Source organism: Myxococcus sp. MH1, assembly GCF_059738865.1.
This window is the reverse complement of the sequence record NZ_AP026947.1, coordinates 1,549,096-1,561,202: the sequence shown is the minus strand read 5'-3', so window position 1 is coordinate 1,561,202 and position 12,107 is coordinate 1,549,096. Positions and strand designations below refer to the sequence as shown.

The window sequence follows — 12,107 nt, the reverse complement described above, 5'->3', positions numbered from 1 at the left end:
GGACGTGTACGACCTGGACGACATCCGTCCCTATCTCGAGCTGACCTCGGTGGCGGCCGGGGCCGTCTCAGGCGCCCTGCATGCGCAGCGCAGGACCTTCGACTTCGTGGGGGTGGTGGTCATCGGCATCGCCACGGGCCTTGGGGGCGGAATCATCCGCGACGTCATGCTCGGCCAGGGGCCCGCGCTCGCGCTGCGGACCTCCGCGCTGCTCATCACCGCCGCGGTGGCGGCCCTGCTCGGGGCCCTGTTCGGCACCCTGGTGAGCCTGCTGGGGCGCCCCCTGTGGGTGGTGGACACCCTCTCGCTCGGGCTCTTCACGGCGGTCGGCCTGCAACGGGCCCAGGCCGCGGGGCTCGACGTGGTGCCCTCGCTGTTCCTGGGGGTCGTCACCGGCGTGGGCGGGGGCGTGGTGCGCGACGTGTTGTGCCGCGAGACACCCGTCCTGCTGCTGTCGGGACAGCCCTACTCGGTGGCCGCGCTGTTCGCCGGGAGCGTGTACCTGACGGCCCTGCGCGGCTTCGGCCTACCGCAACTCACCGCGGAGGCGCTCGCCACCGCCGCCGCCTTCAGCCTGCGTCTGGTGGCGGCCTGGCGCGGCTGGATGGTGCCGCCCCTGCCGGACCTGCCGCGCGCGCTCCAACGCCTTCGTCGCCCGCGTCCCGGCGGCCCCATGGACCCGCCCACGCCGTAGCGTCCCACGAGGGCACGCGCCACGCCGGGCCCGTCTATCCTCTCCTCGCTGTCCCCACACCCGAGACACCCAGGAGAGCCCATGATTGGCACGACACATCCCCGATGGACGGCGAAGCGCGCGGCGCTCGCGACGCTGGTGCTGGCCCCCATGGCGGCTGGCGCCGTGAGCCAGAAGCTGCGCTACCGCTTCGACACCGTCACCACGCCCGTCACCACCGTCACGGACGACAGCGGCAAGGGCCACACCGGCACGGTGCAGACGAACAATGGCGCCACGGTGACGGCGGTGACGGGCTTCGAGGGTCTCGGCGTGAGGTTCCCCGCCGTCTGTGACGGCACGGGCTGCCCGCTGGCGAACATCACCACCCCCGACGCGACCGACCTGAACCCCGGCACGGCGCTCTTCACCTTCGGCGCCCGCGTCCGCCTCACGCTCGCCGACCTCTCCACCGCCCACGGCTCCAACCTCGTGCAGAAGGGGCTGGCGAGCACCGCCCAGTGGAAGCTCCAGCTCGATGACGCCGTGCAGGGCCGACCCAGCTGCGTGGTCCGCACCACGGGCGGAGTGAATCCCATCATCGTCAAATCGTCGGTGGGCGTCGCCGATGGCGCCTGGCACAAGGTCGCCTGCCAGCGCACCAGCACCACGCTGACCATCCTCGTGGACAACGTCGCGCGCGGCAGCGCGCTGCTCCCGGCCACCTACGACATCAGCCCCACGGGCCAGGCCGTCAACGTGGGCGCCAAGAGCGTTGGCAACAACAACGACCAGTACCACGGCGAAATCGACGACGTTTACTTCAACCTCGACTGAGCCTCGCCCCCCGGCTCCGGTGGGCAACCTCTCACCGGAGTCGCGCCGTCTCGTCCCGTGCGAGCCAGTCCCTCGAGACCGCTCAAGCGGGCCGCTCCTCGCGCCACCCCCGCGCATCCCGCTCCGCCCGCTCCTCCCGGTTCTGGAAGAGCGTCAACCCGCGCTCCACGTCGCCCAACTCCAGCGTCCCCGCCAGCCGCCCGTCCGCGTCCACCACCAACAGCAGCGGAGACTCCTCCTCCGCCATGCGACGCAGCGCCTGCCACCCGTCCTCCTCCAGCCGCGCCACCGGCGTCGCGCGCATCACCTCGCGCACCTGCCGCCGCGTCCGCTCCCCCGCCGGCACCGCGCGCACCGCCTCCACCGCCACGCGCCCCAGCGGCCTGCCGTCCTCCGTCACCGGCAACGCCGTGCGCCGCTCCACCCGGAACTCCCACAGCGCCTCCTCCAGTGACGCCCCCACGTCCACGCCCATCCAGCGCGGCGTCATCAACTCCGCCACCCGCACCTTCTCCAACGTGGCCTTCATCCGCACCTGCTTCGCCTCCCCATCCGCGCCCATGAAGATGAAGAACGCGATGACCATCAGGAACGGGTTGAACGTCGCCAGCCCCCACACCCCGAACAGCAGCGCGAACCCCCGCCCCACCACCGACGCCACCTGCGTCGCGCGCACCATCCCCATCCGCCCCGCGAGCAACGCCCGCAGAATCCTCCCGCCATCCATCGGGAACGCGGGCAGCAGGTTGAACACCCCCAGGAACAGGTTCAGGCTCGCCAGGTAGAAACACGCGAACTGCAGATTGAACGAGCCCGTGCCCGCCACACCCCACGTGGCCAACGCGAGCAGCCCCGCCAGCGCCAGGCTCGTCAGCGGCCCCACCAGCGCCATCAGCGCCTCGTCCCGGGCCCTCGGCGGAGCCTCCGACAACTCCGACACCCCGCCCACCATCATCAGCGTTATCGAGCGCACCTGCCCGCCCCGCGCCAACGCGTACAACGTATGCGCCAGCTCGTGCACGAACACCGACACGAACAGCCCCACCGCCACGGCCAGCCCCCATGCCCACGGCGCGCCCCACAGCTGCCCCGCCGGAACCGCCGCCACCTCCGCGGCCCGCCGGAACGCGCCGCCAAAGACATACGCGAGCAACGGCAACACGAGCAGCAGCGAGAAGTGCACGCGGACGGGAATGCCGCGCAACGAGCCCACCTTCAACGCACCTCGCGTCTCGCGCATCTCGCCTCCTCCTTTTCCGGCGCGCCCTCGCCTGCCCCCACCAACCTCCGTCAGCCGCGCGACGCGCGCACGGTGCCAGGGGCGACGCGTTCGCCCGCCCGGCCCCTGAGTGTCCGCTCCCCATCCCGGCAGGTGTCCACCCACGAGCACACCGCCGACGACACGGCGCCACGCGCGTGACTCGCCAGCTAGCGTGCCCGCGCTCGACTGCCCGCCGTGCCCCTTCCCCTCGAGAGGCCCCGCATGAACCTGAACAGCCCCCTCACCCTCGCCCGCGAAGTCTGGCGAGCGGCCCGCGTGCTCAGGGACCCCCACCGCCTGCAGGACATCATCGACCTGGCCAACGTGCTCGTGCCCCCCACCGCCATGCGCCGCATCGTGGAGCGACTGAGCCAATCCCCCACCTGCGCCCGCGCCCTCGCCGAGCGCCCCCGCGTGGGCCGCCTCCCGCTCGCCACGCTGCGAGCCCTGCCCGAAGGCACCCTGGGCCGCGCGTTCATCGACCACCTGGAGCGCAACGGCCTGGACCCCGACGCCCTGCCCCAACGCGAGGCCCACACCCCCGAGGACTACGTGCGCGCGCACCTGCTCGAGTCCCATGACCTCTGGCACGTGCTCACCGGCTTCGACACCGACGTGGCCGGAGAGCTGGGCGTCCAGGCCTTCAGCCTGGCGCAGGTGGGCACCCCCTTCGCGCTCGGCATCCTCACCGGCGGGCTCGCCAACACCCTGCTCTACGCCTTCTCCGAGCGCGACGCCCGCGTCCAGGCGCTCGCCCGGGGCTGGGTGCTGGGACGCCGCGCCCACCCCGTGTTCGGCGCCCCCTGGAGCGAGCTGTGGGCGCGCCCCCTGGAGGAGGTCCGCCAGCGCTACGGCCTGGACTTGTTGGCAGTGGACGCGCTGCTCCCCGTCCTGATGGGCCCGGTAAAGGACGACCCCGCCCGACGCGCCGCCTGAGCGAAGGCGGGCAGCGCGCGAGCGCCCCAATCGTGCTAGAGCGCGGGCCCATGGACGAGACCACCGAGAAGGACCCCCTCCGCGCACGCCTCCAGCAGATGGAGAAGCAGGCCGAGCTGGGCGGCGGTGCGGACCGCATCGCCAAACAGCACGAGGCCGGCAAGCTCACCGCTCGCGAGCGCATCGACCTGCTCCTCGACCCCGGCTCCTTCTGCGAGCTGGACAAGTTCGTCACCCATCGCTCCACCGACTTCGGCATGGGCGACAAGAAGATTCCGGGCGACGGCGTCGTCACCGGCTACGGCACCGTCGAGGGCCGACAGGTGTTCGTCTTCGCCCAGGACTTCACCGTCTTCGGCGGCTCGCTGTCCGGCGCCTATGCCCAGAAGATCTGCAAGATCATGGACATGGCCACCCGCGTGGGCGCGCCCGTCATCGGCCTGAACGACTCCGGCGGCGCGCGCATCCAGGAGGGCGTGGAGAGCCTCGCGGGCTACGCGGACATCTTCCTGCGCAACACCCTGGCCTCCGGCGTGGTGCCCCAGATTTCGCTCATCATGGGTCCGTGCGCGGGCTGCGCGGTGTACTCGCCGGCGATTACGGACTTCATCATGATGGTGAAGGACACCTCGTACATGTTCATCACCGGCCCGGACGTCATCAAGACGGTGACGCACGAGGAGGTGTCGAAGGAGTCCCTGGGCGGCGCGCTGACGCACAACCAGAAGTCCGGCGTGGCGCACTTCGCCGCGGAGAACGAGCAGGCCGCCATCGTCATGACGCGCGAGCTGTTGTCGTTCCTGCCCTCCAACAACCAGGAGGACCCGCCCGTCCAGCCGTGTGATGACGACCCGTTCCGGGCCGAGGAGTCGCTCAAGACGATTGTCCCGAGCAACCCCAACAAGCCCTACGACATCAAGGACATCATCAAGGCCGTCGTCGACAACAAGCACTTCTTCGAGGTGCAGGAGCACTACGCGCGCAACATCGTCGTGGGCTTCGCGCGCATGAACGGCAAGAGCGTGGGCATCGTCGCCAACCAGCCCGCGGTGCTCGCCGGCGTGCTGGACATCGACGCCAGCGTGAAGGCCGCGCGCTTCGTGCGCTTCTGCGACTGCTTCAACATCCCCCTGCTCACGCTGGTGGACGTGCCCGGCTTCCTGCCCGGCACCGACCAGGAGTGGGGCGGCATCATCACCCACGGCGCCAAGCTGCTGTACGCCTTCGCCGAGGCCACCGTCCCCAAAATCACCCTCATCACCCGCAAGGCCTACGGCGGCGCGTACGACGTGATGGCGTCCAAGCACATCCGCGCGGACATCAACTACGCCTACCCCACCGCCGAAATCGCCGTGATGGGCCCCGAGGGCGCGGTCAACATCATCTTCCGCAACGAGCTGAACAAGGCGCAGGACGCCGCGGCCGAGCGCACGAAGCTGGTGAACGACTACCGCGAGAAGTTCGCCAACCCGTTCAAGGCGGCGGAGCTGGGCTACATCGACGAGGTCATCCGCCCCGAGGAGACCCGGGCCAAGGTCATCCGGGCGCTGGAGATGTTGAAGGACAAGCGTCAGGAGAACCCGCCGCGCAAGCACGGGAACATCCCGCTGTAGGCTCCCTTCCGGGCCCCTGGACGCCTGCTCTCCCTCGGCTGGAGAGCAGGCAGGCTCGGGCCGCGCGGGAAATTCTCGTGCGGCCCGAGGGCTTTCACCGGGCCAGGAAAGGAACCCCCATTTTGCCCCACCGCCGACTCCTTCTGTTTCTCGCCGACGTCGAAGGCAACCTCACCGCACTGCGTCAGACGCTCAAGCGTGTCTGCGAGGCGGTGGACCTCCCCACGCCGGAGGTGAAGTGGGTGGAAACGCCCCCGGACGGGCTGGCCGATGCGGGCTGGCACGCCGCGGAGGTGGCCCTGCCCCCGGCCCCGGGCCGCAAGGCGCGCAAGTCCGAGCAGCCCTTCCTGGAGGAGCAGCTCGACGCGATGGCGCAGGCCATCTCCCAGGACTTCCGGGAGCGCACGCTGGGCATCTTCGTGGACCGGGAGCACAGCTACGCGCGCACGTGCGTCAGCGGCCCGGGCCGTCCCTCCAAGGCCGTGGAGGGCGAGGTGCTGGATGTGATGCGCCAGGCCGCTCGCTGGCTGGACGTGGAGACGGGCTTGCTGGCGCGGATGCTCGGGGGTGGCAACACCGCGCGCAACCTGCTGGCCGCGGCCGTGGATTTCGGTGGGGACGCCGCCGCGGTGCCGTCCAAGCCTCCGGAGCCGGATGAGGATGACCGGTTCGTCGAGGCGAAGCTCGCGCAGGCGCGGGCGTACATGGAGCAGTACCGCAGCGCGCGGAAGTAGGGCGCGCGCATGTGACGCCCGGAGGGGTCTTCCGGGCGGAAGAGGTTCGAGGCGTACCGGGTGGACTCGAGCGTGGAGGTGGAAGCCTCCACTCCCTCCGAGAGCCCGACAGGACGCGCTCCGTGCCAACAACGGGGCCCGCATCCAACCCAGGCAAAACGAGGCGGCCCGTGGTAGACGGGCGCCCATGCCCAAGATCCGCAAAGTGCTCGTCGCCAATCGCGGCGAGATCGCCATCCGGGTGATGCGCACCTGCAAGGAGCTCGGCATCGCCACCGTGGCGGTGTACTCGGAGGCGGACCGCGCCGCCCTGCATGTCCGCACCGCGGACCAGGCCATCTTCGTCGGCCCTCCGCCCTCCCGGGAGAGCTACCTGGTCCAGCAGCGCATCCTCGACGCCGCCAAGGCCGCCGGCGCGGACGCCATCCACCCCGGCTATGGCTTCCTCTCCGAGAACGCCTCCTTCGTGCGCGCCTGCGAGGCCGCCGGCATCACCTTCATCGGTCCGCCGGCCTCCGCCATGGACGCCATGGGCGAGAAGACCCGCGCCCGCGCGAACATGATCAAGGCCGGCGTGCCCGTGGTCCCCGGCACCACCGAGCCCATCGCCACGGAGGCCGAGGCACGCGAGTACGCGCAGAAGATCGGCTTCCCCATCATGCTCAAGGCCGCGGGCGGCGGCGGCGGCAAGGGCATGCGCCGCGTGGAGGGGCTCGGTGACTTCGAGTCCGCGTGGCGCTCCGCCAAGAGCGAGGCGCTCAACGCCTTCGGCAACGACGCCGTCTACATCGAGAAGTATCTCGAGAAGCCACACCACGTCGAAATCCAGGTGTTCGCCGACACGCACGGCAACGTCATCCACCTGAACGAGCGCGAGTGCTCGGCGCAGCGCCGTCACCAGAAGGTGGTGGAGGAGACGCCCAGCCCCATCCTTACGCCGGAGCTGCGCTCGAAGATGGGCGAGGTCGCGGTGAAGGCGGCCAAGGCCGTCAACTACGTGGGCGCGGGCACGGTGGAGTTCCTGGTCGACGTGCACCGCAACTTCTACTTCCTGGAGATGAACACGCGCCTCCAGGTGGAGCACCCGGTGACGGAGTGGGTGACGGGGCTGGACCTGGTCGCGCTGCAGATCAAGGTCGCCGAGGGGGAGAAGCTGCCCCTGCTCCAGGCGCCCGCGCCGCAGGGCCACTCCATCGAGGTGCGCGTGTACGCGGAGGACCCCGCGCGCAACTTCATGCCCAGCCCGGGCAAGATTACGTACCTGCGCGTGCCGGGCGGACCCAACGTGCGCGACGACTCGGGCGTGTTCCCCGGGTACACGGTGCCCAACGTCTACGACCCGATGATCTCCAAGCTGTCCGTGTGGGCCCCCACGCGGCGCGAGGCCATCGCCCGGGCGCAGCGCGCGCTGTCCGAGTACGTGGTGAAGGGCATCACCACCAACATCCGCTACCTGCGGGCGATTCTGGCGCACCCGGAGTTCGTCGAGGGCGACTACGACACGGGCTTCCTCGGCCGCGAGCACACCACGCTGCAGGGCGTGGAGGACCCGAAGCTCAGCGAGATGGCGCTGCTGGCGAGCGTCGTCTACGCGCACCAGCGCGATGCCAAGCGCGCCAAGACGCTCCCCGGCGCCAAGGCCGCGAGCAGCTCCGACACGGGCCAGGTCAGCGCGTGGCGCCAGGCGCTGCGCTCGCGTCGCCGCTAACCCCACCCTGAGGCTCACGAGACTTCCATGCGCTATTTCACGAAGCAGCAGGGACAGAAGGAAGCGGTGCCGGTGGACCTGGAGGCGCTGGGTGGCGAGCGCTACAAGCTCACCGTCAACGGCGTCACGTACCAGGTGGACGCGCTCGCGCTCGAGCACGGCACCATGAGCATGTTGGTGGACGGCCAGTCCTACAGCGTCGAGTTCGAGGAGAACGGCGACGAGGTGGGCGTGCTGCTGCGCGGCCAGGTGAGCCGCTTCGACGTCGCGGACGAGCGTCGGCTGCGGCTGCGCGCGGGCACGGCGGGCTTCTCCGTGGAGGGCAAGCAGTTGGTCACCGCGCCCATGCCGGGCAAGGTGGTGAAGGTGCTGGTGAAGGTGGGCGACGAGGTGAAGGAGGGCCAGGGCCTGGTGGTGGTGGAGGCCATGAAGATGGAGAACGAGCTCAAGAGCCCCAAGGCGGGCAAGGTGACCGAGCTGTTCGCCAAGGAAGGCACCACCGTGGAGAACAACGCGAAGCTCGTCGTCGTCGAGTAGCTAGGCGTGGCGGCGCGTGCCCTGAATCGCGCGCGCCGCCAACCCGTCGTTCAGGGCCGGGGCGCCAGTGCGAAGCGCCTCGCCGCGTAGGGGTCGTCAGACTCGAGCCCCAGGTCCTCCACGCGCGTGAGCGACTTCGTCAAGGGCGCGGGCAGCGGCGCCGAGCGACTCGAAGAAGCGGTCCACAGGCGAGCCCTGGTCATCCAGCAGCCCCCACTGGAAGTCGGACGCGAGGTCCGTCCCTCCCGGCTGCGTCCTGGAGTTGGACCCGGACCTTCCCCTCGCACGCATCCCCCTTCGAGGCGGGAGATGCGGCCAGGAGCACGGCGGTGCAATCGACTCAGGGGTTCCAGCAGTTCCCGGCGGTGTCGTTGATGTAGACCCACAGGCGGGTATCGGACCGGACGTTGCCATACGCATACCAGCTCCAACCGCCAGAGCCGTCATGGAACTCGGCCATCCGCCAGCCCGCGCCGAAGGAGTCCGAGCACAGCTGATTCGCGGTCGCCAGGCTCGTCAGGGACGTGCCGCGGATGGGGAGCGTCGTGGCGACGTTCCCACGCGCCCAGCCGTTGTAGAAGTCCGGCACCACGCCCGGCGGAACCGCGGAGCCGTCCTGCTGGATGCAGAGCACCGGCAGCGCCTGCGTACACGCCATCTCCCCCGAGTACGCATTGCAGTTGGAGCAGCCGATGTGGTCCACCCCCTGCGAGTGACTCAGCTTCTGCCACGACATCCCAAAACCGCCCGAGGCAAAGGCCACAGGCGAGGTCAGCACCGACACGAGCACCATCAATCCCAGCCGGGTATTCAGCGTTCGTCGCATGGTCGTCTCCTTGGATTCGCCAGACATCAAACACAATCCGTAAAGACAAGATCAAGCGGAAAAACAGGAGAACCTGATTCGCTGCGCCAATCGCCCGCCAGGCGACAGCCGCCCTGCGCTCGGGGGTCGTCCGCCCCCGAGCGCGCGCCGCATGGCCTTCAGCGGTAGTACGGAGACAGCGCGGCGGTGATGCGGGCAATCAGGTCCGTCGTCTGCAGCCGGTCCTCGGCGCTCAGCGTGGGCAGCGCGGCGGTGAGCGAGTCCCGCGCGGACACCAGGATGGAGTGCGCGGCCAGCGTCTGCTGGAGCTTCAGGATGTCCACCATGGCGCGGCGCGCGACGTACCCTCGCACCCCATCCGCGTTGAGCAGGATGCCCTGCACGTCCGCCAGCACCAGCGACGTCAGCGCGGGGGAGTCGGGCGGGTTGGCGCTGAAGGGGCCTCGCTGCGTCGCCGGGTCCAGGTACAGCCGCGCCAGGAGCCTGCGCGCCAGGTCATCCGCGCGCGACGCGTAGTGAGCGGGAGCCCCAGGAGGGATGACCAGCGGCGGGCGCACCTGCTGCATCGCCAGCTGATACGCCTGCGCCTGCACCGCCGGGCTGCCCGCGCGCACGAACTGGAGCACGGGGTTGGCCGTCGCGTTGAACCGGCCCGCCAGCGACGCATACAGGAGGGGGTGCGAGACATTCAGCAGGGTGTTCATCGCCACGTTCATCGCGGGCACATAGAACTTCGTCAGGGGCTCGTCCGTGCGGTCATACCGGTTGCAGGACGGGTCGACGCGCGCGTCCACGTCGGTGCAGTACGGCTCGGTGGGCAGGTTCGGGGACAGGCCATAGAGGTAGCGCACTGCCTGCACGTCGTAGGCGCCCGGCGCGTCGCCGTACACGGCATCCCGAGGGTCCAGGTACTCCATCACCGAGCTGGAGCGCGCCCCCGTCGCGCCGCCGTCGTACACCTGTGAGCCCGCGAAGTTGTGCCGAAGCCCCAGCGTGTGCCCCACCTCGTGCAGCACCAGGTACGTGAGGTACGCCTCCACCTTCTGCTTCTTGGTCATCGGCGAGCCGGGCTCGACGAGGAGCTCCGCCCCCTGCTCGCCCTGCTCGAGCAGCGCCTCGGAGTGGAAGTCACACCGCGCCTCGCCCCCCATGCCGGCCCAGGACATCCGCAGCGACGAGGCGGGGCGCTCGGTGGCCACCAGCGCGCCCACGTCCCCTGAGAAGGTCTGGTGCGCCACCTCCAGCCAGTTGCTGCCCAGGTAGATGCTGGCGCCACGAATCTCGCCGGTGTTCGGGTTGGTCCGCCAATCGGCGAAAGCGAACGACGCCGCGCGGTCCGGGTCGACGATGAGGTGGTTCTCGTCATCGCGGCCGAAGTCGCTCGAGCTGTCCCCCATCACCGCCTCGAGCGCCGGGAAGCCGAAGGCCGTGTTCCATCCCTCGATGCCCCGCTTCACCGCGCCCACCAGGTCATACGCCTGGAAGCGCGGGTCCGCCTGCACCGTGAGCAGGCTGGGTGTGATGCGCCAGCGGATGGGCGTCATGCCCGGCTGGATGGCCCACTTCGCGGCCACGCGCTCGGTGGCGCCTCCCGTGTTCGGAATCAGCTTCGGCTCGCTCAGGAAGTAGTGCTCCCGCGCGGGCGCGGGCGTGGGCACGTAGCTCGGGCTCTCCTGGTAGCGGCGCAGCGCGATGCTCAGCGTGCCCGACGTGCGGAAGGGGTTCTCCTCCAGGTACAGCGGCGCCATGTCATCCGGCAGGTTCGAGTAGCCGGTGAAGACCTGCTCGAAGGTGACGCCGTCCGCGATGGGCCGCAGCTTCTGCGCCAGGCTCAGCTCCACCTGGAACTGCGCGCGCATCATCACCGCGTTCAGGTCCCCCATCACCCCGAAGCGGTTGAGCCCCGCCGCCGGGTCGATGAGCACGTACTGCTCCGAGCCCCGCCGCCGGTGGAACGGCGGGTGGTCCTCCACGATGGGATACGCCTCCACCAACACCTGCGGGTCGAAGATGTCGCTCAGGACCTTGCGGTCATCCACATCCAGGACGAACAGCTTGCCGTTCTGCTCCTTGAAGCTCACCACGCGCGTGCCCAGCGAGTTGGCCGCGAAGTAGGCGGCGCCTCCCGGGTGGTATTGCTGGATGTACGCGGACAAGAACCACTTCGTCGCCAGCTGGTCCCGACGGATGGCCAGGTAGAAGCCGCGCCCCGAGTCCTCCACCACGCCTCGCAGCTTCTGCTCCACCTGCTGTCGCTCGGCGGCCCCCACCTCCCGCGGCACCGCCACGAAGGCCCCCTCCAGCACCTCGTCCGGCAGCGCCACGTCCGGAGTGTCGGGCGGAGCCTCGCCACAGCCCGTGCCCCACAGCAGGGCCAGCGAAAGCACTCCCACCCACGAGCACCGAGGGAACCGCCTGCGTCCGCGCATCGCGTGTCTCCGAGTCCGGGACGCGCGAGGAGGCGCGCCCACCCACGGGTCAACGACGCGCCCGCACCATCTTCCTGGGAGGGGACACGATTTCTCCGCCCCGCCGGGAGCCGTCCGCGACTTTAAATGCGACCCGCGCAACCCAGATGCTTTTGCTACTCAGTTCGACCCGAGCGGTCGCTCACTTGGAGGCACCATGCGGAGCTGGAACATGAAGGGGCTGTGGTTGGCTGGCGTGCTGTTGGCGGGCTGTGGTGGCACCGAGGCCCTGGACGGGCAGCCCGAGGCGGCCGCCCCCGAGCTGGCCCAGACGGAGGCCGCCCTGGAGTACAACGAGGACCTGCACTGCATCGTCATGACGCCCTCGGTGCGCTGCAACAACGGCCTGCAGATGTACGCGTACTGGAGCGACGAGCTCGGCCACTACTTCATCCCCCGCAACGTCTGTGGCAGCCGCGGGCCCATCGTGTGCCCGCTCTAGTCACTCCCTCACACTCCTAGTGTGAAACGGCGCCCCGGCCCGCCTCGTGGTTTGTTCGCACGCAAACCAGAT

Annotated in this window: 12 protein-coding genes; 8 read left to right on the top strand and 4 right to left on the bottom strand. The window is 69.9% G+C overall.

Features of this window, described 5'->3' with window-relative positions:
• The first annotated feature begins 4 nt into the window (after positions 1-4).
• Together AC6JA9_RS06445 and AC6JA9_RS06440 are read left to right on the top strand one after the other, a co-directional pair.
• Complete coding sequence (locus AC6JA9_RS06445) at positions 5-694, top strand: trimeric intracellular cation channel family protein (RefSeq protein ID WP_223746189.1); 690 nt, start codon at positions 5-7, stop codon at positions 692-694.
• Between the two features lie 81 nt (positions 695-775).
• Positions 776-1,510 carry a laminin G domain-containing protein gene (locus AC6JA9_RS06440; RefSeq protein WP_223746188.1) on the top strand — a complete coding sequence of 245 codons (735 nt, stop codon included), beginning with the start codon at positions 776-778 and terminating at the stop codon, positions 1,508-1,510.
• A gap of 82 nt (positions 1,511-1,592) precedes the next feature.
• Here AC6JA9_RS06440 and AC6JA9_RS06435 read toward each other — a convergent pair whose 3' ends face one another.
• Positions 1,593-2,750 carry a site-2 protease family protein gene (locus AC6JA9_RS06435; protein WP_223783429.1) on the bottom strand — a complete coding sequence of 386 codons (1,158 nt, stop codon included), beginning with the start codon at positions 2,748-2,750 and terminating at the stop codon, positions 1,593-1,595.
• Between the two features lie 243 nt (positions 2,751-2,993).
• Here AC6JA9_RS06435 and AC6JA9_RS06430 point away from each other — a divergent pair, with 243 nt between their 5' ends.
• The 5 genes from AC6JA9_RS06430 to AC6JA9_RS06410 all read left to right on the top strand — a co-directional run bounded on the left by AC6JA9_RS06430 (position 2,994) and on the right by AC6JA9_RS06410 (position 8,299).
• A complete protein-coding gene (locus AC6JA9_RS06430) occupies positions 2,994-3,707 on the top strand; it encodes a Coq4 family protein (RefSeq protein ID WP_497959266.1) in 714 nt (237 codons plus the stop codon).
• Positions 3,708-3,757: 50 nt separating this feature from the next.
• Positions 3,758-5,320, top strand: coding sequence for an acyl-CoA carboxylase subunit beta (locus tag AC6JA9_RS06425; protein WP_497959265.1), 1,563 nt, complete (start codon positions 3,758-3,760; stop codon positions 5,318-5,320).
• A 122-nt stretch (positions 5,321-5,442) separates the two neighbouring features.
• Positions 5,443-6,054, top strand: a complete 612-nt coding sequence (locus AC6JA9_RS06420; RefSeq protein WP_046711263.1) for a hypothetical protein — start codon at positions 5,443-5,445, stop codon at positions 6,052-6,054.
• A gap of 187 nt (positions 6,055-6,241) precedes the next feature.
• Positions 6,242-7,762, top strand: coding sequence for an acetyl-CoA carboxylase biotin carboxylase subunit (gene accC, locus AC6JA9_RS06415; protein WP_223746185.1), 1,521 nt, complete (start codon positions 6,242-6,244; stop codon positions 7,760-7,762).
• Between the two features lie 27 nt (positions 7,763-7,789).
• Positions 7,790-8,299: a biotin/lipoyl-containing protein gene (locus tag AC6JA9_RS06410; RefSeq protein ID WP_141331022.1), complete on the top strand. Its 510-nt coding sequence runs from the start codon at positions 7,790-7,792 to the stop codon at positions 8,297-8,299.
• A 50-nt stretch (positions 8,300-8,349) separates the two neighbouring features.
• Here AC6JA9_RS06410 and AC6JA9_RS06405 read toward each other — a convergent pair whose 3' ends face one another.
• The 3 genes from AC6JA9_RS06405 to AC6JA9_RS06395 all read right to left on the bottom strand — a co-directional run bounded on the left by AC6JA9_RS06405 (position 8,350) and on the right by AC6JA9_RS06395 (position 11,518).
• On the bottom strand, positions 8,350-8,502 hold the full coding sequence (locus tag AC6JA9_RS06405; protein ID WP_497959264.1) for a hypothetical protein: 153 nt from the start codon (positions 8,500-8,502) through the stop codon (positions 8,350-8,352).
• Between the two features lie 137 nt (positions 8,503-8,639).
• Positions 8,640-9,125, bottom strand: a complete 486-nt coding sequence (locus AC6JA9_RS06400) for a flagellar hook-length control protein (protein WP_141331020.1) — start codon at positions 9,123-9,125, stop codon at positions 8,640-8,642.
• Between the two features lie 158 nt (positions 9,126-9,283).
• Positions 9,284-11,518, bottom strand: coding sequence for a zinc-dependent metalloprotease (locus AC6JA9_RS06395; RefSeq protein WP_497959263.1), 2,235 nt, complete (start codon positions 11,516-11,518; stop codon positions 9,284-9,286).
• Positions 11,519-11,750: 232 nt separating this feature from the next.
• Between AC6JA9_RS06395 and AC6JA9_RS06390 the strand changes: the two genes are divergently transcribed.
• A complete protein-coding gene (locus AC6JA9_RS06390; RefSeq protein ID WP_223746182.1) occupies positions 11,751-12,035 on the top strand; it encodes a hypothetical protein in 285 nt (94 codons plus the stop codon).
• Positions 12,036-12,107: the final 72 nt, after the last annotated feature.